Source organism: Microcystis aeruginosa NIES-843 (genome assembly GCF_000010625.1).
GTDB classification, from domain to species: Bacteria; Cyanobacteriota; Cyanobacteriia; order Cyanobacteriales; family Microcystaceae; genus Microcystis; species Microcystis aeruginosa.
The window spans coordinates 1,122,920-1,148,262 of the sequence record NC_010296.1; the positions used below are offsets into that span (position 1 = coordinate 1,122,920).

At 41.8% G+C, this 25,343-nt stretch carries 22 protein-coding genes; 8 read left to right on the forward strand and 14 right to left on the reverse strand.

All coding sequences use genetic code 11. The features are described from left to right. Window positions 1–8: 8 nt before the first annotated feature. The 5 genes from cysH to MAE_RS05635 form a co-directional block, all read right to left on the reverse strand. The gene (gene cysH / locus MAE_RS05615) at window positions 9–830 is read right to left on the reverse strand and encodes a phosphoadenosine phosphosulfate reductase (protein WP_002795561.1); all 822 of its coding nucleotides are present in this window, start codon (window positions 828–830) and stop codon (window positions 9–11) included. A 417-nt stretch (window positions 831–1,247) separates the two neighbouring features. Further along, complete coding sequence (locus MAE_RS05620; RefSeq protein ID WP_012264707.1) at window positions 1,248–1,712, reverse strand: hypothetical protein; 465 nt, start codon at window positions 1,710–1,712, stop codon at window positions 1,248–1,250. A 197-nt stretch (window positions 1,713–1,909) separates the two neighbouring features. Then, the gene (locus MAE_RS05625; RefSeq protein ID WP_012264708.1) at window positions 1,910–2,689 is read right to left on the reverse strand and encodes an ABC transporter permease; all 780 of its coding nucleotides are present in this window, start codon (window positions 2,687–2,689) and stop codon (window positions 1,910–1,912) included. A 649-nt stretch (window positions 2,690–3,338) separates the two neighbouring features. Next, a complete protein-coding gene (locus MAE_RS05630) occupies window positions 3,339–5,237 on the reverse strand; it encodes a CRTAC1 family protein (RefSeq protein ID WP_012264709.1) in 1,899 nt (632 codons plus the stop codon). A 51-nt stretch (window positions 5,238–5,288) separates the two neighbouring features. Then, entirely contained in the window at window positions 5,289–6,341 is a 1,053-nt protein-coding gene (locus MAE_RS05635; RefSeq protein WP_041803854.1) for a DUF1702 family protein, read from the reverse strand. A gap of 50 nt (window positions 6,342–6,391) precedes the next feature. On the opposite strand from MAE_RS05635, the gene MAE_RS05640 reads away from it, so the two are divergent. After that, window positions 6,392–7,759, forward strand: a complete 1,368-nt coding sequence (locus MAE_RS05640; protein ID WP_041803856.1) for an ABC exporter membrane fusion protein — start codon at window positions 6,392–6,394, stop codon at window positions 7,757–7,759. Between the two features lie 16 nt (window positions 7,760–7,775). Further along, window positions 7,776–8,939: an ABC transporter permease DevC gene (gene devC, locus MAE_RS05645; RefSeq protein ID WP_012264712.1), complete on the forward strand. Its 1,164-nt coding sequence runs from the start codon at window positions 7,776–7,778 to the stop codon at window positions 8,937–8,939. A gap of 194 nt (window positions 8,940–9,133) precedes the next feature. Here devC and MAE_RS05650 read toward each other — a convergent pair whose 3' ends face one another. Beyond that, window positions 9,134–9,565 carry an acyl-CoA thioesterase gene (locus MAE_RS05650; protein ID WP_002762580.1) on the reverse strand — a complete coding sequence of 144 codons (432 nt, stop codon included), beginning with the start codon at window positions 9,563–9,565 and terminating at the stop codon, window positions 9,134–9,136. A gap of 303 nt (window positions 9,566–9,868) precedes the next feature. Between MAE_RS05650 and MAE_RS05655 the strand changes: the two genes are divergently transcribed. Next, the gene (locus MAE_RS05655; protein ID WP_012264713.1) at window positions 9,869–10,252 is read left to right on the forward strand and encodes a hypothetical protein; all 384 of its coding nucleotides are present in this window, start codon (window positions 9,869–9,871) and stop codon (window positions 10,250–10,252) included. 12 nt (window positions 10,253–10,264) lie between these two features. On the opposite strand, the gene MAE_RS05660 is transcribed toward MAE_RS05655, so the two are convergent. Together MAE_RS05660 and MAE_RS05665 are read right to left on the reverse strand one after the other, a co-directional pair. After that, the gene (locus MAE_RS05660) at window positions 10,265–10,678 is read right to left on the reverse strand and encodes a type II toxin-antitoxin system VapC family toxin (RefSeq protein ID WP_012264714.1); all 414 of its coding nucleotides are present in this window, start codon (window positions 10,676–10,678) and stop codon (window positions 10,265–10,267) included. Continuing rightward, window positions 10,675–10,887 carry a hypothetical protein gene (locus MAE_RS05665; RefSeq protein WP_002795549.1) on the reverse strand — a complete coding sequence of 71 codons (213 nt, stop codon included), beginning with the start codon at window positions 10,885–10,887 and terminating at the stop codon, window positions 10,675–10,677. The genes MAE_RS05660 and MAE_RS05665 overlap by 4 nt, the downstream gene beginning before the upstream one ends. Window positions 10,888–10,941: 54 nt before the next feature. On the opposite strand from MAE_RS05665, the gene MAE_RS05670 reads away from it, so the two are divergent. Further along, window positions 10,942–11,883, forward strand: a complete 942-nt coding sequence (locus tag MAE_RS05670; protein WP_012264716.1) for a hypothetical protein — start codon at window positions 10,942–10,944, stop codon at window positions 11,881–11,883. 23 nt (window positions 11,884–11,906) lie between these two features. Further along, window positions 11,907–12,140: a hypothetical protein gene (locus MAE_RS05675; protein ID WP_002762575.1), complete on the forward strand. Its 234-nt coding sequence runs from the start codon at window positions 11,907–11,909 to the stop codon at window positions 12,138–12,140. Between the two features lie 134 nt (window positions 12,141–12,274). Here MAE_RS05675 and MAE_RS05680 read toward each other — a convergent pair whose 3' ends face one another. From MAE_RS05680 to MAE_RS05690, 3 genes are all read right to left on the reverse strand, one after another. Next, window positions 12,275–12,841, reverse strand: coding sequence for a hypothetical protein (locus MAE_RS05680; RefSeq protein ID WP_002762574.1), 567 nt, complete (start codon window positions 12,839–12,841; stop codon window positions 12,275–12,277). Between the two features lie 49 nt (window positions 12,842–12,890). Then, window positions 12,891–18,812: a type I polyketide synthase gene (locus MAE_RS05685; RefSeq protein ID WP_012264718.1), complete on the reverse strand. Its 5,922-nt coding sequence runs from the start codon at window positions 18,810–18,812 to the stop codon at window positions 12,891–12,893. A 118-nt stretch (window positions 18,813–18,930) separates the two neighbouring features. Then, on the reverse strand, window positions 18,931–19,890 hold the full coding sequence (locus MAE_RS05690; RefSeq protein ID WP_012264719.1) for a hypothetical protein: 960 nt from the start codon (window positions 19,888–19,890) through the stop codon (window positions 18,931–18,933). Between MAE_RS05690 and MAE_RS05695 the strand changes: the two genes are divergently transcribed. Continuing rightward, the gene (locus tag MAE_RS05695; RefSeq protein WP_012264720.1) at window positions 19,889–20,431 is read left to right on the forward strand and encodes a Uma2 family endonuclease; all 543 of its coding nucleotides are present in this window, start codon (window positions 19,889–19,891) and stop codon (window positions 20,429–20,431) included. The two genes, MAE_RS05690 and MAE_RS05695, sit on opposite strands and share 2 nt — an antisense overlap. 671 nt (window positions 20,432–21,102) lie before the next feature. Here the strand turns inward: MAE_RS05695 and MAE_RS05700 are convergent. Next, entirely contained in the window at window positions 21,103–21,915 is an 813-nt protein-coding gene (locus MAE_RS05700) for a hypothetical protein (RefSeq protein WP_041803859.1), read from the reverse strand. Window positions 21,916–22,366: 451 nt separating this feature from the next. Here MAE_RS05700 and MAE_RS05705 point away from each other — a divergent pair, with 451 nt between their 5' ends. Next, entirely contained in the window at window positions 22,367–23,059 is a 693-nt protein-coding gene (locus tag MAE_RS05705) for a pirin family protein (RefSeq protein ID WP_012264723.1), read from the forward strand. Window positions 23,060–23,119: 60 nt separating this feature from the next. On the opposite strand, the gene MAE_RS05710 is transcribed toward MAE_RS05705, so the two are convergent. Next, on the reverse strand, window positions 23,120–23,362 hold the full coding sequence (locus MAE_RS05710) for a hypothetical protein (RefSeq protein ID WP_012264724.1): 243 nt from the start codon (window positions 23,360–23,362) through the stop codon (window positions 23,120–23,122). 257 nt (window positions 23,363–23,619) lie between these two features. On the opposite strand from MAE_RS05710, the gene MAE_RS05715 reads away from it, so the two are divergent. Continuing rightward, window positions 23,620–24,096, forward strand: coding sequence for a hypothetical protein (locus MAE_RS05715; RefSeq protein ID WP_012264725.1), 477 nt, complete (start codon window positions 23,620–23,622; stop codon window positions 24,094–24,096). A gap of 312 nt (window positions 24,097–24,408) precedes the next feature. Here the strand turns inward: MAE_RS05715 and crtB are convergent, their stop codons facing one another. After that, a complete protein-coding gene (gene crtB / locus MAE_RS05720) occupies window positions 24,409–25,341 on the reverse strand; it encodes a 15-cis-phytoene synthase CrtB (RefSeq protein WP_012264726.1) in 933 nt (310 codons plus the stop codon). Between the last annotated feature and the right edge of the window lie 2 nt (window positions 25,342–25,343).

Genomic DNA, 25,343 nt, shown 5'->3' on the forward strand with positions numbered 1-25,343 from the left:
CCCGGCAGTTATAGGGAGCTTGCGTCGAGACTTTGTGCTTCTCCGGGGGTTAAGGGTAAATGAAGACCGCATTCTTGTTTTAAACCCTTGAAACGGGTGTCTCGTTCGTTGCTATCATCGGCGGTTAAAGGCCGACTGGAGTGCCAATCGCCGACGGAGACATAACCTAGATCAAAATAGGGATGGTAGGGAAGATCGTATTTAGTCAGATAGTCATAGATGGTTTTGGCATTCCAGTCAAGGATCGGTAATATTTTGTAACGTTCGCCCTGTTGATTGACCCATTGGAGAGTTTTGCGGTGGTCGGTTTGGTCGCGACGTAAACCTGCTAACCAAGCGGTGGCCTTTAATTCCTTCAGGGCCCGTTGCATCGGCTCCACCTTGCGGATTTTGTCGTAGAGATTGAGGGAGTCGAGATCGTTATTTGACCACAATTTACCGTGGATTGCTTCCATGCGGGCGGGACTGAGGGGAGATTGATAAACTTTCAGGTTTAAATGGAGGCGTTGGCTTAAGTCTTCGGCAAATTGATAGGTTTCTGGGGGAAGATAGCCGGTATCGATCCAAATGATGGGAATATCGGGGATAATTGCGGTGACGAGGTGCAACATTACCGCCGCCTGAATGCCGAAACTGGTACTCATCACCAAACCTTCCCCGAAGGTGGCTTCCGCCCAAGCGACGATTTCCGCGGCGTTAGCGGAGTCAAAACGTTGATTAATTGTAGCGAGGTCGAGGGATAGAGGGTAGGAAAAAGACCGGTCGGCAGTGGGGATGAAGGCAGTTTCTAGGGCCTGTGGATGAGAATTAAGCAAGTGTAAATCTGGCATTCTGGCTAAGATTTAAGGTATTAGTAGCGGCGGATACTGATAGAGTCCAATCTATCCATTAGGGGCTGAGAATAGAGTCAACTCCATCTCCTCCCCTTGAGAAACGTAGGTGAGACTTTCACCTCACACGTCTCCTAGTTTGACTGCTCCATTGTTAGGGATACAGCTTGACACTGGAGAGCCGTTTTATCATCCTGACACTGGCGGTCTAGTAGTTGGGGGTTTTTGTATTCATCCTGACGACCGTATTGTTGAAAATCTATATACTGTACTTCTACTATATCTGATGGGGTGAAGTGTGGCCCACACTAGCGACACCTTCCTTTCTCAAAAATCTCTCTGGTTACACTAGACTCAAGTTGGCAGCTGAAAAAGTCTCTGGTGACATCTAATTGACCTCGATTAATGATAACTAAGTTAAGCAAGATTGGCAGGAATTGTCGCTAGTTTTTGCAGTTGTTTTTCAATATTGGCCTTTAATTGGGTCCGGGTGATTTCTTTTCCCGTTTGAGCGGTGTGTGCATTTTCCAGAAAAATAATACTATCTACTTTTTCTAGGGCAAATAATTGGAATAAAAGATGGGTTACGGGAATCAGGAGCGTTGATAGGGGTGAATTGGGGGTATTTTGAGCAGATATGGCCATTTTTTCCGTAGCAAAGGCATAGATTACCCTTTTCTCCTGTTGCGGCTGCCGCCGATGGGCTAAGGTGGTTAGTAACCAATCACCCTGGCTATTCTGCACCACATAGTATTGTAAATGTTTTAACTGTCTGGCCATGGCCGCAAGGACGGGATTAACCGCTTCTTCCATGACTACGGGGGCCAGTCCGTAATTGACGGCGTCTCGACTTAAAATATGCAGTTGTGCCTTTAATTTCATGGCTAATCATGTCTATAAACTAATCGATATTGACCATTCCTACCAGCGATGAGCGGTTTTTCTGCCAGTACAATTTTAGGCGTTGCTCATTTGAGATCTGAATCCTCTTTGCTGGGATTTTTAAAACCTAGACCCAAACTAACTTTGGCACGGGAACCTGCACAGTTGCCATTCATCCCTTGACTCGGCAACCCCAGTTAAAATTGTCGTCGTGAAAAGATGAGGATGGAGATACCCAATAATAGACCAGTATAAACGAGACTGTAGAGGGCATTAGCGATTAAGACATCAGCACTAGGCAGCAAACCATAAACGGCCTCGTTTCTAAAATTTAATCTCTCTAAATCTGGGAGAATTAGATAAATATTTTTAGTGATAGCGAGGATATTGGCATTTTTGCTGATTATACCCAATTGGATCAGATCTTTGCTGATGTGACCCATTAGATAGACCCCAAAAGTCATTAACGTGGCTAAAATCGAACTGGTAAATACCCCAAAAGCGATCGCCACGGCCGCGATGAGAATTAATTCCAAACCGAGATAGAAAACCGAGACAATCAGGGGTAAAGCTTGAAAAGATACTTTCATCCCCGACAACATCAGCAGGTAAATCACCAACATTACCCCCAACATCACCGCTAAAACCCCGGACAAACCCAAGTGTTTACCGAGGATAAATTCGGCCCGACTCAGGGGTTTAGGAATCAAAACTAAAATAGTTCTCTTGTCAATTTCCTTATTAATTAGCCCTGTACCCACAAAAACCGCAACAATTACCCCTAATAACCCGATAGCGGCTAATCCCAAGTCAAGAAAGATTTTCTGATGGGTTCCCACCGCAATTTCTGGTAATAAACGCCAAGCGAAGGCCATCAACAAGGCAAAAAACCCGATAAAGTAAAGAATTCGATCGCGAATAACCTCGCGAAAACCATTAGCTGCGATCGCCCATATTCTCAGGATACTGATACCCATAGCCTTTCATCAAAATAATATCTGTCTTTCCTAGATTAAGAGATTGTTTTATCCCCTCATTATGCCCAATTAGGGTTTGCGGCAAAAAGTTTTTCCTGGGGGCAGGGTGTGGGGTGTGGGGTTTTACCAGTTTTGAGGTGGCCAATTACCTAATTTTCAGGGAAAAAGTGCCTAAATTTCCCCCCGATCACTCCCAGATCCAGTACTTTTTGATTGACAAAAGGTCTAAAAGTCTTACCCAACAAGGTTTTTAGATTTATTCAGCAAGCCCCAATTATTAACGTCCCTATTTGATCGAGAATACACCAATCTATTACTTTTTTGCTGGCCCTGTGTAGGTAATTTTCTCCTCGACAGTTTCGTTTATGGCTTAGGAATATCAATTTTTGAGGTTTGAGGTTTTGGGTATGATTAGGTGTTGACAATCTCACCGTTAAGCCTACGGCTATAATGGGAGATTGCTGCTTCTACTCCTCTTAACTAGACACAATCGGAAAATTATGCCCCCGTCAGACCGAATCCACAAGCATTTTAACTTAACGTCCATCGACTGCCAGGCGGCGGACGGAGCTAAATAAGGATCGGGAGGTCAGTCCCCGTCATACCTAACGATAAAGGGCGCAAACCTTACGCCCTTTACAGAATGATTTTAAACCGATTGCTCTAGCAAAATTGTCTGTTTACCCGATGTTAATAATAACTGGGTTTGCTTAATTTCTCCCTTGTGGTTACGCCATTGAATGTCAACGGGTAGAGCGGTATTAGGGTCAATTTTGCCTAAACCAAAGTGTAATACTGGACTTCTCACGCCAGAATGACCATTGCCCCCATCTACCTGCGCCACCAGCTGACTGCCATCAGGTAGAGACACCTTAACCGCTGCGCCAATTGCGGGGATACCCATTTTCCCCTTTTCTGAAGAGGGATTAGGGGAGAGCGCAGGGTTTAAAAGCTCTAATTCCAGAGATTGACCGATATTTGGACTATCATTGCGATAAAAATAAGAGGTTTCCCACTGATTTGCCACTACAAAGTCTAAATCCCCATCTCCATCCACATCGGCGGTGGCAATTCCTCTGGTGACAGAGGGATCATCTAAGCTTAATTGCGATGCCAAATCATAGTAACGTCCATCTTTACCCCGCACAAAAAAGGGATTATGTTGATGACCACTTAAATCGTCTCCATCTTGGAAATGAAACCAACTATTGGGGATTTTCAGGACTTGATCATTACTCATGGCTAACTCATGTAATTCCGGCCAACGATTGATGTCACCCTTACGAAATCCTGTAGCTTGTAACGCTTCTAACTCCCCATCATTATCAAAATCGCCGAATTTTGTTTCCCAACTCCAGCCACTACGAGAGACTCCCAAGGGTTCGCTTTTATCGACATAAGGGGCGATTCCTCGGGACATTTTCTCCGTTTCTCCCGTACTGGTAAAGAGAAAATGACTTTCCTCTAGGGCGTATTCCGAAGCAATATTACTCACATAGATGTCTAGGAGTCCATCATGGTTAATATCTCCGAAATCTACCCCCATTCCCTTAAAGCTATCATGGCCCAGTACCTTAGAATTGGGTGTCGTTAAACCTTTTTGCCCTTCCAGTAAGGCAAATTGGAGATGTCCTCTAGTAGAGCGATTATGTAAGAGGCGATCGGGTCCGAAATCATTGGCAAAATAAATCTCTGGCAATAAATCCCCGTCTAAATCGGCTGTTCCGACGGCCAATGTCCAACCATGAGCAATTTTCTCCTCCAAAGCATCTTGGACTTCTTGATAAGTCACTCCAGTGGTAGAGGCATCGGACCACAAGAAAACTCGATTTTTACCGCCATTATAAGCACGGGTCATCGAATCTTGCATTTTCTCGATTTTCTGAGAATTGACATCCAAAATCTCGGCATTATCTGGGAAGTAATTGCCAATGATTAAGTCTGGGTGTCCGTCCCCATCTAAATCCGAGAAGGTTGCTGCATTGGTGTACCATTTTTCCCTTTTTTGGCTGATTTGCTGCTGAAGATAACCTTGATCTTGCTTGATAAAAGCGATCGGTGTTCGTCCCCAATAATACACTAATAGATCCCTGAGTCCATCTTCATTGAGATCACTGGGAATACATCCCATCGGGGCCATGGTTTGGTCGTTATAGTCAAAATCGGTGACATTCAGGGTGAAGGGCTGATAACGATTGCCCGTACCCGGAACAGGGGAGATAATCACCTGATTGCTTTGGGTTTCTACATGACAGAGATCATTATCCCAGCCATCTCCATCGAGATCCCCCAGGGCAACTGCCGCCCCAACTGCCGAAATCCAGGCCGAATGACGGCTTAAACTGGGATTTGTCGGTCTTTCTACTTGATAGGGTTGATTTTCTAATTCAGGTAAGGGAAAACGAGTAAAGGCAAAGCGAGAAGCGATCGCATCTCTTTCGGCCATTGATAGGGCGGGGAGACGGGAAACAGAGAATAAGACTAAAATTAGCCCCAATGCCAAGATAGACTTACTATGGCGTCGGATGAATTTTTCCAAACGATTCATGGTTTCAAAGAAGTAACTACATTCAATCTAAGCTTAAGACAGTTGAGGGGATTAGGTGCGAAAATGACTTTGGATGGCTTGTCGCCATTGTTCATAGGCAGGGATTTGGTCGTGGTAATCTAAGCCGATGAGGGTATCATCAGTGATCTTGGCTGTTTCAGTAATAGCCATTCCACACAAAATTTGACAGGCTATTTCGGTATTTTCCTGGCAGTTTTCGGCTAGTAAACGTGCTTTTGCCGCAAAAGCTGCTCCCTGGGCTAATTCTGCTCTATAAGGTTCAGCCAGCTGTTTTAAATGTTGAATTTCTTCGGGAGACACTCCCCCCGCATAAGTACAAGCCAAGCCGATCCCACTCCATAAATGGGGTTGAAGCAGCGGGTCGAATTTTTGGATCTGATCGGCAATTTCGGCAATATTTGCCCCTTTCACAAACCAAAGACTGCGCCCTAACCCTTGGGCAAAGACAAGACGCGCATAACCCGATAATTCTTGAGGAGACTTTCTCTCTCGGATATACTTAGGCCAGGCAAAGTATCCTTGATGAAATCCATAGCCGTCAAGGGCTAACCAACCTAATAGGGAATCTGGAAAATGTTGGGCAGAATCTGCTAATTTTTGGAGATAAAAGCGCAAAGAAAAGGGAATACGGGCTAATTGCCATCCTTTCCCTACATAGGCCATGTAAATATGCTTTTTCCCCTCGTTTGCTAAAAAATGCTCAAAGCGATCGCACTTACCCAGGGTTAAACAATCTAGCAGAGATAAAGCCATCGCTGCCCCTTCATAAGCAAATCCTCTCAGATTGAGGGTGACACCTTCAAGAAGAGGAAACAAGTCCGTGAGAGAATGAGCCATAATTGCTGCATTATAGCCATAGATAAAAGTTTGCCCGATCGTTTCCAAATATATCTGTTTTTGAGGCTGAACAGCCGGGCTGCGGCTTTGCGGATCACAGATGAATCCACGCTGATTAAAGGTTGCCGCTTGGGGTGAAAGGAGCAACAATCGTTGTGGAAAACGATTTACCTGCCTAGGAGAAAATTTGTGATCAAAATTGACAGCAGGATGCTCGAAGGGTGCGCCTGAGAAATTAGATGCCATTGTTAAAAAAAGTTGACAAAGTTGACAACCCTTGATGGGAGGCCGAAGATATGACCTCATGTTACCTTAAACAAAGTTTATTTGATGAATCCTTATCCCTGTTAACAACAATGGCTAACTTTCGCCTTCAAAATTCCTATTCTTTAAAATATTGGTTTTGGGGTCTTTTAGGAGCTTTTATGGGATTTAGCTTGGGAACAACCGTTATTATCTTCTATTTTAGACCAGAATCATCCTTGAAAGCTTCCCAGTTATCGATTTCCCCGACGGTTTCTCCTGATACTCCCGAAGCTGTTGCTGCCCTTGGTTATCTTGAACCCCAAGGTGGAATTACTCAAATATCAGCTACTGCCTTTTTGGAAGGAAGTAGAGTAGATAAAATACTGGTAAAACAGGGAGAAAAAGTTGCAAAAGGCGAAATTATGGCTATTTTAGATAATAATGCCCGTTTGCGAGCAGCCCTGAAACAAGCTCAAGCAAATCTGGGTTTAGCAGCATCTAAACTCGAAAAAGTGAGAGAAGGGGCAAAAAAAGGCGAAATTATGGCTCAAGATTCCCGTATGCGTCAAAGCAAAGCGGAATTAGAGGGACAAATAATGAGGCAAACAGCAGCGATCTCTAGTTTGGAATCGGAACTTGAAGGGGAAAAACTAGGACAAAAAGCTACCGTTGAAAGAATTAAAGCAGAATTGAATAATTCTCTCACAGATTGTCAACGTTATCAATCTTTATACCGTAATGGTGCAGTTTCTCAAGGGGAAAAAGAGCGATTTTGTTTAGAGGCGACAACTACACAAAAAAGACTCCAAGAAGCTGAGGCTAACTTGCAACGCATTACGACTACCTTAGAACAAAAAATTCAGGAAGCCAGAGCCAATCTACAACGAACTCTTAATACTTTAGAACAACAAATTCAAGAAAACCAAGCTATGTTAAGTGCAGTTACGGAAATTCGTCCTGTTGATCTTCAAATTGCTCAAGATGAAGTAATGACAGCTAAGGCTAATGTAGAACGCGCTCAGGCGGAATTAGAATTATCCTATGTGCGTGCGCCCCATGCAGGAATAATTTTAAAAATTAATACTTTTCCTGGAGAATTAGTGAAAAATGAAGGGATTTTAGAATTGGGAAACATCCAAAAAATGTATGTGACAGCAGAAGTGTATGAAACCGATATTAGTCGAGTTAAATTAGGTCAATCTGTAACGATAAAAACCGATAAAATGCTCGGAGATTTAGAGGGAACTGTGGAAGAAATAGGTTGGAAAGTGGGACGACAAGATGTTTTAGGAACCGATCCTGTTGTCGATACAGATGCTAGAGTCGTCGAGGTAAAAATTAGCTTAGATCATCGCTCTAGTGCTAAAGTTAATCGGTTAACTAACTTAAAGGTTAATGTGATCATTCATCCTAACTAAATAACTCATTCAGAAGATGAATATTCCCACTGCTTGGTTACAATTAGCTCATAAAAGAACTCGTTTAATTGTTGCACTATCTGGTATTATTTTTTCCACTGTAATTATTTTTATGCAGTTGGGAATTCGAGATGCTTTATTTGAGAGTGCTGTTCATTTACATAATAGTTTAGAAGGTGATGCTTTCCTGATTAGTCCTCGTTCTACATCCTTAATTGCCATGGAAAGTTTTAGTGAGCGAAGACTATTACAAGTCTTATCCTTTAATGAAGTGGAATTAGTCAGTCCAATCTATGTAGGCTATGCTCAATGGAAAAATCCCGATACAAAAAACTATTGGCGTAATATTTTTGTAATTGGAATTGATTTAAGATATCAAGCATTTAAGGCTGTGGGAATCAAAGAAAATTGGCAAAAATTAAAGATAAAATATACCACCTTATTTGACCAAAATTCTCGGAGGGAGTTTGGAAATATTACTGAAGATTTCCAGAAGGGTAAAACTATTATTACCGAGGTGGGAAATTCTGGTAATAATCGAAAAATAGAAGTGGTTGGTCTCTTTGAATTAGGTACATCTTTTGGTTCAGATGGTAACTTACTAATGAGCTACCCTAACTTTTTAAGAATATTTCAGAATCGTTCATCTCGGTTCATTGATATTGGCTTAATTAAGTTTCAACCAGATATTGATCGGCAATCCTTACTCAAAAAGTTAAAGAAATATTTGCCGAAAGATGTCAAAATATTAAGCAAGCAAGAGTTTATTAACTTTGAAAAAAATTATTGGGCAACCAGTACAGCTATTGGTTTTATTTTTAATTTGGGTGTATTTTTAGGATTAGTGGTCGGGATTGTGGTTGTTTATCAAATTCTTTATACCAATGTTGCAGAACACTTAGCAGAATATGCAACTCTAAAAGCAATGGGATATCACAATCGTTATCTTCTGTGGCTCGTCTTTCAGCAAGCTCTGATTATTGCAGTATTGGGTTATATTCCTGGCTTTTTATTAGGGATGATTCAGTATTATTTTACCCAAAAATACACCTTACTTCCCATTGAAATGACCCCTACTAGAGCAATATTCGTCTTTGGTTTAACCTTGCTCATGTCCTTGATTGCTGGAGCCACGGCTATTAATAAGCTCCAATATGCCGATCCTGCCGATATTTTTTAGAGTATGTTTGAAAAGGTTTACGGGTAGTGTGGTCATCTAGGCCAGCCGCCTCAACAGGAGTCGGCTCATGCTGGGATAAATGAAAGCGGCGGAAGTTTCGGGTTAAGCTCATTTAAACCACTAATTGGCTATAACCAGTCTAGGAGAGTCATTTTTTATCGGTTATTTTTATCTCACATTCCTCGGGTTATCTTTTAGATCGGGATGTGATAGTTTTCTAAAGCTAATTTCAGTTGAGCAGGAATTGGAGTGGGTCTGGTTTCACTATCCTCTCGTCGCATACAGGCCGTCTGTTGTTCCCCTTTTGCTACTAATTCTTCACCTTCATCAGTCACTCGCCAATATTCAAATAACATGGTAATTCGGTTTTGTTTAATCTCTCCTAAACGCATCCGAATAATAACATGATCAAAGGCAAATAATTCGGACAGATACTCACAGGATACTCGAACCGTTACTAAGGCTAATCCTTGGCATAATTCTGTGATAATATCTGGGGCATTATCTTTGAGAAACATTTCTCGACAACGACCTTGCCATTGCACATAATTGGCATAATAAACATTACCGACTAAATTGGTTTCTTGAAAACTGACAATGTGATGATATTCGTAGGCTTTCATCATGATTATTTAGCGATTTTTCGAGATTAACAACGGTTTTAAAAGAACGCTATTGACAATTGACCAATTTTGTCAGCTGCTTGTCCTCTTATTTGGTCGATTGTTGCTTAACAACTGCGATGGCAAATTCTACTCAAATATGTCTAAACCGCGCTCTGGGTAGGCAACCCATATAAAGTTCATTTTGTCAAGGATTGTTAAGATGCGCTTACCCTGAGGGGCATAAAGTAGGAATTTTAAGATGATCATAGGTTATCCTGATAATGATAAACTAAACACAGGTTTTTTATTTTCTGATTATAACTCATGAATCAGCCGTTAACTCGTTTTTCTCAAGAATGGTGGTCTGCCTATCAAACGACATGGAACGAACAAGAAAACTTAGGTAAAAAGTTCACTAAATTGGGAAAAGTAATTCTTTGGTTTAGTGATCGTCAGGGGGTTTCTGTTTGTTCAGAATGGGATGATCAGGGTCAGATTGTTAGTTTAGAACTGATTGAAGAAATGGATGAATCTTTACCGATTTTTTCAGCAACTAGAGAAAATTGGGAACGATTTGTTAATCAAGAAATTGGTGCAGTTAAAGCGGTAATGACAGGGTTAATTGATTATCGAGGATCGATGACGATTATTGTTAAATATGGTCGTCACTTTGATTGTCTAGCAGAAGTAGCTCAAAAAGTCAATTAGTTATTTTACCTCCTAATTTCTCAGTAGTGCATTAAATCCTTCTTGTTGAAAATGGCGATCAAAAGTTAAAACATCGGAGATATTTTGTTGTCTCATAATCAACATCGAAGCACAATCTGTTAAGCTATAGCTTTTATCTTGTCTTTGGCGATACAATAGCAATGCTTCAGCAAATAACTGAGAGGTTTGAGGGATAATTTCTACTGATGAGTCTTGGTGTAATTTATCCACAATGTCTAGGGCAGCATCCCTTAAATACCCACCCCTTCCAGATAAGGCATTGAGTAGTTCAGTTAACACCATTTCGCTAGTAACAGATAGAAAATTACCTAAATTGTCAGTCATATTCAAAGCAATTTGATGAGCGTTATCTTGATAATCAGCTAATGCTTGAAGATAGAAGGTATCTAAAAAAATCTTTCTCATTCTTCCTCGTAATCTTCGTCTCTGGGTGCGCCATACATATAATGCTCTGCATTGCGAGCAAAATCTTTAGGTAATTTGTTCCACTCTTCAATGGGAACTTTTTCACCAATTTCCACAATGGCTTTCCAAAAGGGTTTGTGGTTAGCGGTTTCTAAGGAAGAAGTATCACTATTTTCGCAGGGGATAGGAGTAGGGTTAGAATTGTCCATTGTTTTTGAAAGATTAGGATATTATTTATTATATAGCAATTAGGTGGGAAAGGCATGGCTGAGGTGACAGCTAATTACGACAAAACATGGAAAGAAGCGATTAGCACTTATTTGGCAGAGTTCTTAAGCTTCTTTTATCCCAATATTTATCAAGAAATTGACTGGAATCAAACCCCTATTTCCCTTGATAAAGAATTAGAAAAAATTACGGCAGCTGCGGAAACTGAGCAACGCTATGCTGATAAATTATTGAAAGTTTGGTTATTAGATAATCAGGAAATCTGGCTTTTAATTCATATTGAAGTCCAAAGTCAATATGATCTAAAATTCCCTCAACGAATGTTTATTTATAATTATCGAGCCTTTGATTTGTACCATAAACCCGTTATTAGTTTAGCTATTTTAGGGGATGAAAGTAGGTCTTGGCGACCGGATTTTTATCAATATGGGTTAGGGGGAAGTCAAGTGAGAGTCGATTTTTTAATGGTCAAATTATTGGATTATCAATGGGAAGACTTAGAACAAAGTGAGAATATTTGGGCTATAATAGTCATGGCACACCTAAAAACTAAGGCTACGACTAATAATCTCAGGGAGCGTGAACAATGGAAGTGGAACTTAGTCAGAGGTTTATATCAAAGGGGATTAACCAAGTTTGAGATTATCAATCTAGGGAAATTCATTGATAAAATGATGACCTTACCCCCGCAACTTCAACTTAACTTTAAAACAAAACTCAGTCAATACGAGGAGGAAAACAAAATGCCTTTTTTAAGCACCATAGAAGAAATGGCTCTCGAAGAAGGAGCTAAATTAACTAGCCAAAAGTATATTATTTTAGCTTTACAAAGTCGTTTTGGGGAGATTCCTAATTCCCTGATTGAAACGATTAACCAAATTGAGGATGTGTCTGTCTTAGAGAGTCTTTTTGTTCCCAGTATTACTATTAATTCATTGGAGGAATTTCAACATTTAGTTAATGACTCTTTATCTTAATTAATACGAGGAGGAGAGCAATCATGCCTTTTTTAAGCACCATAGAAGAAATGGCTCTCGAAGAAGGAGCTAAATTAACTAACCAAAAACATATCATTTTGGCTTTACAAAGTCGTTTTGGGGAGATTCCTAATTCCCTGATTGAAACGATTAACCAAATTGAGGATGTGTCTGTCTTAGAGGGTCTTTTTGTCCCCAGTATTACTATTAATTCATTGGGGGAATTTCAACAGCTAGTTAATGACTCTTTATCTTAATTAATACGAGGAGGAGAGCAATCATGCCTTTTTTAAGGACTAGAGACAACTTTTCAGCACAATTAACTAGAAGGATAGGGTAAATACTCATTTACCCCCATTTTCCTAATACTTTCTTTAACTTTGGCTGAAATTTAAACTAATCTCCCCTCATTCATAGGTGGAAAACGATGATAATACATGGCAATCATCATGGGAATTAGAACCATTAAGTTATAGAAAAGATGCAGTTCTAACCGAGGAAACCAAATTTGTCCAATACTAATAGGAACGCGAGAATCCCATAAGTTTTGACCAATAATTGCCTGTCCTAAGAGTAAAGCGTGTTCAAAATGATGATAGAATTGTAATCCTAAAGCCAAATCCCACCAAAGACGAGCTTTTCCATGAAAAGAAGGACGAAAAATGGCTAACCCTAATAACATAAAAAGAGCGTGTCCATAGTGTAGCCATTCCGAGCGCATTAACCAAGGTTTCCAGAGTCCTAATAACCCTAAACATTCTGGTCTCGGCCATCCTAAACCCCACAATTGATAAGCTTGAATAATATGTTCTGAGATGTGGGCAATAGTCACTATCATAAAGATTTGCATCCCCAATTTATGCCAGCGTCCATTCATCGCATAAACGAAAGAACGGATGATATTTGAAATCAGTTGAATAGGGTTTCTTTGGTTAGGAATTTGTCGAACTGTGGTCATGATTTAGTTCTCCTGTGGTTTTAAAAAGGGTAAAACTGGATAATTTTTATCAGAAAAACTTTGATAGTTCTGTCTGAAGTAAGTCCGATTTTTCTGGAACTGTCTGGACAAATATTGCCAAGATGAAAGCTGTCTTGGTTTCTCGGAAATAAACAGGTAAAGTGATAATTAAATCCTTTCCTGAAGATAACCACAAAATAGGGGATAAAGGGGTTGATTGTTGAGAGAAAGACGATAAAGTTAACGGGATATCGAGACTCAAACCCGCTTTCTTAATACTTTCTTTAGCAGACCAAATGCGAGTCGCTGCAATATTTAAATCCTCATGATTCTCTTGACTAATTACCTCCGCTAAATTAAAGGAATTTTCCCCCAATAAATCCCGCCACATCTGCACATTGCGGGGGATAATCGGTTCCAGATCGCATCCTGACGCACCCTTAAGCACAAGGGTTAAATCTTCGGCATGAGACACCGAAACCGCCTCGTTATCGCTTAATTCGGGCTTGCCATCCCCCCGACGCTGAATCACACTAGGGGATGAGGTTAACATCCCTAAACTGCGATCGCTTCTGACTCGTCTTTCTACCGTTGCATCCTGATCGAGAATTAAAGTTAAATCGACATTAGGCATCACCTCCTTAATCTTTCGTTCTAAATAACAGGGTAAAAGGGCTGGAATCCAGGTATCTTGAGGATTTCTGTGTTTAATCACCTTTAATTCCAATCCTTGCCACACTTCTAAGAGATTGCCATCGTTATTGAATACCTCAAGATCATAGACAAAGGTATCTCCTTGATGAAGTCTTTCTTTGGCTGAAACAAACTGATTTTCGCCTAAATTGACAGAATATACCGTTAAGCGTTCTATGCCAGTGGGTAGAATAGTGGCATGGGGAACACAAGCTTGTAAAGCATGGATAACGGCATCTCTTGCCCCTGCATCGCCTAAAATCAGGGATTGAGGTAAATAACGACTAAACCAAGCAGTTTTTTGCTCAATGTTAATTTCTGCAATACATTCGGTTGCTTTGAGATGAGAATAACCCTTAATTCGTTGAAATCTTGCTTTATGGAACAATAAATGACCATATAAGTCCGTATCTGGGTTAATTTGAGGGTTATTTTTTCCTTCTTTAAGGGGGACAGGGGGGATCATTGGGCGACAGTCTGGCTCCCCCACAGAAGAATGGCTGATGATGGCTTCAAAATGATCGATACTAAACCCTGTATTGGCACAGCGAATAACGGCCTTAACCTTTCCAGAATCGGTGATTAAGGTAGCAATTTGTATCTTTAAGGGTTGATCGGCAGAAACCACGATCGGACGGTTAAATTTAACCGATTCAAACCTTAATCCTCCAGTTTCCCCCTTGTTAAGGGTTTGATCCTCCTTCCTTGCTAAGGTGGGGAGTAATGCAGTGGCCACCTGTGCGATCGCTTCTAACCCCAGGACACCGGGGAAAATGTATTCTCCTTGATAAACATGATCTTGTAAATAAGGATCATTGTCTAAGGATAATTCTGCTTCAGTAATCAGTTCAATTCCCGTGTAATCAACTTTCTTTGTCTCTAAAAAGCGTAAAAAAGACAATTCTTGCGGTTTTAAGCTTAAAGTCGGCGGTTCACCAAAACGCCCAGCGATAATGACAGAGGCAGTGGGTAGGGATTGATTTAAAAGTAAATGTAAGTATTTAATGCCAATATCGGGAGAAATAGGGGTAATACCTTCATTTCTTAGCTTTTCAACTGTTCCTAAACGTTCTCCCATGCCAATACCGGACCAAACCGACCATTCTAGGTTTAAACAGCGACAATTAGGGTATTTTCGACTAAATTCCGCTACAATATTCCCTAACCATTCATTGGCTAACCCATAGTCTGCTTCTCCTTTCAATCCAGTTTCGGCAATAATTGAACCGAAGCTGATTAAATAGTTGAGAGAATCGGGATTAATTTCCGTTAAGATATGTTGCAAACCCTTGACTTTTGGGGCTAAAGTTGCTAAGAAATCTTCTGGCTCAAGATGTTGAATCAATTTCGGTGTATTAACCCCTGCACCGTGTAAAATGCCCGTAATTTCTCCTAAATTTGTCTTAATTTCGGCGATAGTTTGCTGAACTGACTCAGCATCACTGACATCACAAGAATAATAATGGACTTGGATGTTTGCAGACTTCATTCTTGCTAAATTTTCGGCTAATTCTCGGTTATCTTCAGGTTGAGAACGTCCTAAAATCGCTAAGGTGGCTTTATTTTCTTTAGCTAAGGATAAGGCACATTCTGAGGCAATACCTCTCCCTCCCCCCGTCACCAAAAGAAGCTCCTTGATTTTGCTTTTATTTGGCCTTTTTAGGGCTTTTTTCTGCTTAGGGTTATCGGTATCTTTTTCTAACCCTAACAAGTTTAATTGACGAAGAAACCGTTTTCCGTTTTCATCATAATAAACTTCTGTATAGCTATCGGTTGCAGTGATTTCTGAGAGAATGATATTAACTGCATTGGGATGATGAAAAGGAATATCAATCACACAGGTAGGAATTTGACGATTTTCTAGATAAAAAGTTCTCGCAAAGGACGCATATCCTCCTCCTTGTTGAATCAAAATTAAGGGTTTTTTTTCTTTTATAGATAATTTTGCCCCTTTTAAAAGCAAATCGATTTCTGATTTATCAGGATAGGGTTTTAAACAAATAATAATCCCTTTTTCCTGCTCATGCTTTAAGGTGGGTTGTAAAAGAGATAGGTTAGGTAATAAAGGATGATCAGCATGGGCGATAATATGCCAATTTCCCGCTTTTTCTCGATTTATTTGCTTTTTATCTGATTTAATTAACGGTTTTTCGATTAATTCAACCGTAAACGCACGCACCCAATTATCAACACCCATAGGGATTGATTCTTGAGGAATTTGAGGATTATTTTTGCCTAATTCTTCTAAAGCTGCTGCTAGATACTGAATAGTTGCATTGGCATAATCTGTCGGTGAATGGGGAGGAGATAAGTCTAACTGACGCGCTGCTTCGATCACTAATTGACTGACACTGATAGAATTAAGGTGCAGATCCGCCAGCAAGCGATGATGATTTTCAATGGTTTCTAGGGGTAACTCTGTTTTTTGTGCGACTAATTGACGAATAACTTCAATTTTTGAGGTTTGAGGTTTCAGGTTTGAGGTATTAGGTTTGAGGTTTTGGCTATGATTAGGTAATAAAAGATCAATATTCTCTACTTTTGCCTGTTGACTTTTGCCCTTTGCCTTGATCTCACATGGATTGCCAATAAAATGGGGTTGATAGTCTAAATTAAAGGGACGACTAAATCTATCTTCAAATAACCCTTGATAGTTAACCTTGACACCATTAACAAACATCACTGCAACCGTTTTCAATAACCCTTGTAAAGACTCACTACTGCTATCGAGAGAAATTACGGGAATATCCGTTATATCTGCCACTAAACGGCTTAATATCGAACCAGAACCCACTTCAATGAATAAATCAACCTCTTTCTCTGCTGACTTGACTGCATCGATGAAGCGCACGGGTGAGGTGATTTGTTCTAACAAAAGCGAGCGCCAGTCGGTATTTAATGGCAATTTTTCGCCTGTTACGGTAGAAATAACCGTTTTTTCCAGGGAATTTAAGGGATAAGTTTGTAAATAATCTTCTAAGGGTTGCACAGCCCGGGCCACTAGGGGAGAATGGAAAGCGTGGGAGACAGGCAAATAAACGGTTTTAATGCCTTTATTTTGGGCTTTTTCAACAACATCTTTAATCCCTAAGGCCTCTCCTGAGATTATTGTCTGATAGGGTGAATTTAATCCCGCAATCTCAACGATACGTCCATTTAATAAACTTTTAACCGTTTCTGCATCGGCGTTAATGCTGGCCATTCTACCTGTTGGGTGGCCCAGTTGTGCCATTGCTTGACCGCGAATTTTAGCTAGATTAATTAATTGAGTCTTATCATAGGCATTTGCCCAAAATAAAGCGCATAATTCCCCTAAACTGTGTCCTATGGCTAAATCTGCTTTAATATTTAAGTTTTCTAAGAGTTGTAACCCCCCTAGGCAAGCCGTAATGATCGCCGGTTGAGCAATATTCGTCACCGTGTTATCCTTACCCTTGGCTAACTGAGCCTTGTTATATAATTGTTTAATCACAGGAAAACGTCTTTCCCAGAGTCCCCCATGAAGATAAACTGGTGCGGATTGCCCCGGAAAGAGAAAACCTATTTTATTGATCTGTTTTTCGTTATTGGTAAAGATATTATCTAAATTTTGACCGGGGGGGATCAACGAGCGCAAGCCTTGCGCTCCTACAAGGTGATTGGTTAAGCTATCGGGGGAAGATGCAATAATGGCCAGACGATAGGGTAAATGAGGATTGACCTTTTTCGCTAATTCAACGGCAAGATCCGTCATTTCTGACTGGGATATGCGAGGAACAATATTTAATAACCGATTAACCTGTGCTTGTAAGTCTTCTTGACTATTTGCACTCAATAGGAATAACTCCGCATCTTGGGGAGAATGGATTAATTTTTGTTCCTGTGGCGTTAAAGTGTGACGACGAATCTGACTTAATCCCTCTATGATAATATGACTATTAATGCCCCCAAAACCCATGGCACTCACTCCTGCCCGTAAAGGTAAGGAATTTGGCCAGATTTGCCCCTCTTTTAATACCTGTAACCTTGCCTTGTCTTCGGTTAACCGAGCCTGAGGGCGATCGCATCCCGTCACCGGTGGTAAAATTTGACGATGAACCGCCATAGTCGCCTTAATTAACCCTGCTATCCCTGCCGCCGCCTTAGTATGGCCAATATTCGCTTTAATTGAACCAATAACGGCTTTATTTACCGTATCTGGATGAATACGAGATAAAACCTCTAATTCGGTTCCATCACCCACCGCCGTTCCCGTACCATGGCCTTCAAAATAAGCTATAGTATCCCCCGTAAATTCAGCCCGTTTATAGGCGCGATTTAAAGCAAATAACTGTCCTTCCACTTCCGGGCGAGTAATTCCGCCTTTGCCATCGGAAGAAATCCCCCAACCCTGAATAACAGCATAAATCCGTTTATTTTGGGCTAGGGCATCCCCATGACGCATTAACACCAGAAAACCGCATCCTTCCCCCGGAATAAACCCATTAGACCCTTGATCATACACTTTCATCTCCCCAGAGGCTAAGGCCCCCGTTTTAGCAAAACCCACCAACTCAAAAGGGTCCATACTAATATCCACACCCCCGACTAAAGCGATATCTAAATCTTCAGCGACTAAAGCCGAACAACCATTCGCTACTGCCAGTAAAGAGGAACTACAAGCCCCATCGACGATATATCCGCCCCCTTTTAAGTCAAAATAATTACAAATTCTCCCCGCTATCGTATTCGAGAGATTTCCCGCTAAAGATTCCTCTCCAATCGGTTCAAAGGGTTCTTTAAAGCGATTTTCTAATTCATTTAAGAAAATTTGCCGTTCTTTGTCCGATAATCCTTGTTTTAATAATTGTTCTTCTACCCTATGACGCACATAGGGCCAACGCAATCTTAGGGTATTAGCCCGCGATAACTCGCCTGTGAGGGTATTTCCCAGTAAAACCCCGGTTGTTTCTTTATTTAACCCCTTTCCGTCGGGAAATCCGGCATCATTCAACGCCTGAGACGCAATATCTAACGCTAACCAGTGGGCTAAATCAGCCGAACGAAAGGTACTCCCCACCACTTTATAAGCAATGCGATCGAATTCATAGCCCTCAATAACGGCAGCTTGAGTCGAATAAATGACATCGGGGGCGCTTTTATCGGGAGAATAGTAGTCACTTAACGATAATCGCTCTGAGGGAAAGCGACGAAATGCCCGACGCTGAGACAGGACATTTTCCCATAATTCCTGTGGAGAATCGGCATCAGGATAAAGACAAGCCATGCCAACAATAGCAATTTGAGGAGAAGCTTTCATAGTCAATGACCAGGAGAATGTTACTGTAGGGGCGTAAGGCTTACGCCCTTTTCATTTGTAGTTTGTAGCTAAAAGCTGTAGGGTGGGCTTTGCCCACAAAAACCGCATAATATATTGGTTAGGGAGTTGATAAAATGCCAGAAGCCTGTACTAGGGGTAATTTTGCTTTTAAGGGTTCAACCGCTAATATCAACCCTCTGAAACAACACACCAGTGTCAATCCGAAAAACATCCCAAAAACAAGATGAAAGGACATCAAAATGCCATAAGCAACGGCTACAGATGCCCCAAAAATTATCTGCTCACGGGGGTTAATCGGTGTTGTTCCCGGATCCGTTACCATATAGAAGGTAAAGAGGACAAAAGCCACCCCTGTCATGGGTAATAGGGCGGGGATTAACGCTGTGTGAAAGATAGCACTTCTAAGGATTGCTTGTAAGATAAAAGCCCCTAACCATCCGGCAATTAAAGGCAATTTACGAGTAAAACGGGCATTTAAAAACGTTCCCGTACAAACAATTAAGACGGGTAAAATCCAATCTGCCCAACCGCTTAAATTCTCAGTAAACTGATAGGGGGGCGCGATGCCAATCCAGGGAAATAAGAGTAAGGTAACGCTAATACCAAAATTAGAAGGATTGAGAAAATGACGGGTTTTATCCGCCACTTGTAACCGAAAAATTGCTTTAGATCCGATAGCCACCGCTACTGCAAACATAATCGGAAATAAACGCTCATTAGCATAGAGTAACATAGCGATCGCTAATGAGGTAATATGGGCAGAAAGCAGAAAATCGACAAACTGACCGATACTTCCTAAATATCTAGGTTTAAAGCCATTTACCCTAGCATCAACGCTTTCTAATAATAATTCTACGCTGTAACCTGTTGCTAAAGCCACCAGAGGTTGCGCCCAAGATTGTTCAAATCCGAGGACAGTATGACCTAAAATATTGAGAAAGGTAATCGCTATAGCAAAGCGTCGTAATCCTGCTAAACGGTTAGGTTGATAGGAAACCGTAGAACGCTCTACTGAAGAGCTAAAATAGGGAAGATTAAATAATTGAGTGGTTGTCATGGTTATTGTTGAAGATGAGTTAAAGGAAATTATCTTTCCCAAAAGTGATTTACTGAGTGATGAACCCCCTATGGAAACAGAGTTACATCTGCGTCAATTGATGCTTTTGATCCAATCACTAGAGTTATTATGGAAAGACCGCCAAGATTTCTATGCTTTTGGTAATCTGACTATTTATTACAGCCCTAATCAACGAAAATCAGAATATTTTAGGGGTCCTGATTTTTTTGTGGTTTTGGGAGTAGCAAGAAAACCGCGTAAAAGTTGGGTAGTGTGGGAAGAAGAGGGGAAATATCCCCAGGTCATCATCGAGATTTTGTCTGATTCAACGGCAGAAACTGATAGAGGTTTAAAGAAAGAAATTTATCAGGAAACTTTCCGGACTCCTAATTATTTTTGGTTTGATCTCACCAGTTTAGAATTTAAGGGGTTTCAGTTGATGGCAGGAAAATACGAAGAAATTGCAGCGAATGAACAGGGCTGGTTATGGAGTCAACAGTTAGAATTATTTTTAGGGATTCATCGGAAATTTTGGGTCTGAAACCCCGCCGTTCTAGGTTGGCTTTACGTTAGAATTAAAAGGCCAGTCTCGAAAACCAAGTGGACGGCGCAGCACCTTGAAAACTCGGCTTAGGGGGTTCCGACCAGAAAAGCTTGGCCGGGTAAAAAGTCGCGCGCAACAAGTACAAGAAGCTATAGGCGGTCAACGTACCGTGGGACACACGGAATCGGGCTTCTGAAATGGGGCGAAAGTCTGTGGACTCTGTGTAAGACAGTACATGGTTTTTTAACTGTGGTATGCGACGGTGGTGGAAGCAGAAACTTAAATCGTGAGGTTTAGGAATCGCCGCACTTTTAGGGCGGCGAGGATGTCAAGACAGCCAATTACGCTTTTTTACCCCTGAAGGTAAACTTGTTCCCACCCCTGAAGAAGTGGCAGAAAAGATGGCTCGGAAATTACAAGATTTAGGGATAGATTGGCGAGATTTGGCTTAAGTTTGACCTGAAATCTCGCTCAAGCCAGCTGAACTGCAACTTATGAAGTAATCTGCCCAAATGCTACAGTTAGGCGTTTTTACCGCAATAATACACAAAAATTGAGCTATATTTGCCAGTTCTCGACATGATTTGCTATACTCCAAGAAGTAACTACATTCTTCCTCAGCCCCCAATGGGGGGCTTTTTCTTGGTAAAAAAGAAGCGATCGAAGGCTTATTTTGGCTCTTTTTTGCCTTTAAATCCGACTATTGAGCTTAAACCTACCGCAATTAAGCCTAATACAGCTGAAGGTTCGGGTACTCGATGAGGATAAACTCTATGTGTATCACCGTAAGGAGGAGCAATATGGAGAACACCTGCAGCTAAGAAAAAGTCTGTGTCAGTCATACCATCTCCCGTAACGTCAGTATTAAGACATCCAGGACCCGTCAGATTATGGCAATTAGCATCCTGATCGGGATATGCAGCTCTGACCAAAGGAGTGCCGGGCAAAGGAGTTCCAGTCCATCGTCCCCCATCAGGATTCGATGAATTATAACGATCAACTTTAAATTCTTTGGTGAAAGTGACAGGAGCGGGTAAAATTCCACCTGTAGCTACTGCATTGACCGTTAAAATGGATTCAAAAGTTCCATCTTCATAAATAGTCATAGTTCCCGTAGAGGGATTAAGAGGATCAATTGTGGCAAGAATATTACCTACACTATTAGGACTAAAACTCATTAACTCTAGTCCTGTCATTTCAATAGCGGTTGTGCAAGATCCTGACACAAAAGTACAGTTATCTTTTCGTTGTACCTTTGTGTCACTTCCTCCAGCAAAGGTAGGAACACCCTTAAAATAGACTTTTCCAGTTGAACCGCCAAAATCGTAAAAGGTATTAAAGTCAGCATGGGTAAATAGGTAATCTGTTCCTGCTACCACAGTGGTGGCTTTCACCGCTTCTGGCATCCCTAACAAAGCAACCCCCAAACCCACAGCACCAATGAGACCCGTAGTGACGGGTTTTAAGCGAGTATTAATCATTTGACTGAAACTCCTTCGAGTAACTACATTCTTTCCTGCAATTTTACAGTAATAATTTTTCTTGTCAAGTCATCAATCAGGATAATTTATTAAGTTTTATTACACTATTTACCCGGGTAAGCGCAGCTCAAACGCTGTTGACAATTCGCCAATTTTGTCAGCCCCTTGCTGTCTAGGCATTTCAAATGATAGCAGTCAATCAGAATAGTTACAAACTCGACCTATTTGGTCGATTGTTGCTTAACAATTGAGAGGGCAAATTCTACCCAAATATACCCAAATCGCCCTCTAGGTTTATTTTGTCAAGGATTGTTAAGATGCGCTTGCCGTGACTATCTACACTTCCTATCCCTCCTCTGACAGAAAAGGGATAACAAAACCCATCAGCTATCCTTAGTTGATCTAGCAAAAAGCCTTGAGAATATAATAGAGATAAAAAAGAGGAAAACCGATGATTACTATACGCAAAGCTGAGGAAAGAGGCCACGCTAACTATGGTTGGTTGGATACCTATCATACTTTTTCTTTTGCCCAATATTATGATCCCCAACAGATTAATTTTAGGAGTCTCAGAGTTATCAACGAGGACAAAGTCCTTGGAGGAAAAGGATTTCACACCCACGGACACCAGGATATGGAGATTTTAACCTATGTTTTGGCGGGAGAACTAGAACACCAAGACAGTCTCGGCACGGGTTCCCTGATTCGACACGGTGAAATTCAACGGATGAGCGCAGGAACAGGGATAAAGCACAGTGAATTTAATCATTCTGCCACTAATCCCCTCCATCTTCTGCAAATTTGGATTATTCCTGATCAAAAAAATCTAGAACCCAGTTATCAACAAAAAGCGATCGAATTTTCTCCCCATACCTTACAGTTAATCGCCTCTCCCACCGGTGCCGGCAACGCGGTTAAAGTCCATCAAGACGTTAATCTATACGCAGGAATTTTGCCCCTAGGCCAGTCCCTCACCCATTCCTTAGCTCCCAGTCGTTATGGCTGGTTACAAGTGGCTAGAGGGCAAATAACCGTGAATGGCGTGCATTTACGAGCGGGGGATGGAGCGGCAATTAGCGAGGAAACTTCTTTGGCTATTCAATCTCTAGAAGACTCGGAAATTTTGCTTTTTGACCTAGGGTAGTGGGGTTGAGTGTTAGGGTTACTAGGGGCTAAGTTTTCCTGCCAATTCCCCAGCCGACTTTTAGCCATCAATACTGTCCACCACGCTCAGAAAATCGTTGTGGATTAGCTCGGCGATAAAATTCTCCGGGTCGGTGATAGGAACAGTAACGCCTTGGCTGGCTACCATCTGTGCAGCCATCCGAGTCATGAAGTCCTGTCTTGTTTCCGTCATTGTACCCTGACATTGTTGTAATTTTTCCACCAATTCCAGTGGGGAATCGGCCACCAGTTTATATCCCTCGCGGGTGACATAAATTGTCATCTTTCCTACCTCCTAAATGATCGGGAACGAGAATTCGGCACTACTAAACCACTTCTTTTCTCGCTATCATTATTGCTAGTTAGTTAGTCCCAGCCTCGTCCGTCTTTCCCTATTTCCATTATTTTTTCGGGCTTGTCGCCTGGTAATTATTATTATCGCCAAAATAAAAGGATAAATTTGTCAATCTTTGTAACGAAAAATCAAGAAAAACTGTTCTGACGGTATCGCCCCGAACCCTTCTGGAGAAATTTGTTACAATGAATACAAGGGGACTCCCTGAGCCAGATCCCATCCCTAGGAAAAAATTGGCCAGGTGGAGAGCGGAAGCCAATAGTTCCGATCGGGACGGCATTTGTCAGAGTTTCCCGCTTCCTTTAGTTTTAGGGGGAAAAGCCATGAAATCTGCCACATTATTATCGCCCGATCGACCGCTGCCAGAATTTCTCCGGTCAGCTATCCAAGACCGCTTTCCGGGGAAAGCGATCGATGATCTCAGCATCCGCTACTATGAAAGCGTCGAGGATGTGGGATACGAGTATTTTAACGATCGGGTGTTGCCGTCCTGTAGCGATGAGCCTGTCGTCCGCTATCTTGTCCCGTTTATATCCTACGTCCGTCTAGGAGAAGCGTTAGTTTTGGATCGGCAAGACGGTCTTGTGGTTTACGAAACCGAACGAGATGTTCCCTGCACGGAAACTGGACCTTTCTGGTTGGTGACTCCTAAATCGCGCTGAAAAACCCAACCCAAGTTAAGCAGCTGAATTGGGAAAACTTAATAGTTAGGGTTGGCTGAATAAATCTAAAAACCTTGTTGGGTAAGACTTTTAGACTTTGGGGAGGTCAAAAAGTACCAGATATGGTAGTGATCAGGGGGAGAATTCAGGGACTTTTTCCCTGAAAATTAGGTAGTTTACCAGATGAAAATGGGTAAAACCCTACACCCCACACCCCACACCCCACACCCTGCCCCCAGGAAAGACTTTTTCAGCCAACCCTAGTTAAGACTCGACGGGTGGAGTCGGCAAGCAGCAAAACCCGTCGAATTTTTATAACGCTTGCGATCGCAACCAAGCCACGGGTAAATAGAGCATTTTCTTGGGTAAAGGCACGAAGGCACGACGGGCGAAGACATCGTAGTTATTTGCTTCAATTACGTCTAAAATGCCTTGATAAAGCAGTAAAGCCGCCCAAACCGGCCAACGGGAATCGGGATTAAGGGCGCGAATCCCCCTTTCGGCGGAATCGTAGTAATAACGAGCGCGCTCAATTTGGAAGCGCATTAACGCCTGCCAACGGTGATCATTAACCCCTTTGAGTAAATCGTCTTCGCTGTAGTTAAAACGCTCTAAATCCTCTAAAGGTAGATAAATCCGCCCACGATGGACATCTTCCCCCACATCCCGCAAAATATTGGTTAATTGATTGGCAATACCGAGATCGATCGCTTCTTCTTGCGGAATATAGACGCTTTGATTGCGCCGCCAAGGGGCAGAGCGATCGCCATCTTCCAATCCTAACACCGCGCTGGACATTAACCCCACCGTCCCCGCTACCCGATAGCAGTACAGTTTTAGTTCATCAAAGGTTTGATAACGACTGCGATAGAGATCCATCTGTTGCCCGGCGATCATATCCCGAAAGGGTTGGATATCCATGGGGAACTTTTCTAGAGTATCCACGAGAGCGACATCGGCATCCTCGATGGCAACCCCAGAAAAGACGGTTTCTAGCTGTTTTTCCCATAAATCGAGGGTTTCAGGGGTAGTTAACCGGGCTTGGGGGCCATCGACCAGTTCATCGGTACGACGACACCAGACATAAATTGCCCAGATCGCTTGACGTTTTGCTTTCGGCATCAGGAGAGTACCGAGATAAAACGTTTTGGAATACTTCTCTGTAATCCGGCGACAGAGTTCGTAGGACTCCGCAAGGGAGACGAGGGGTTTGGTGGGGTGGGTCGGTTTTGGCAATTGGAGCATTC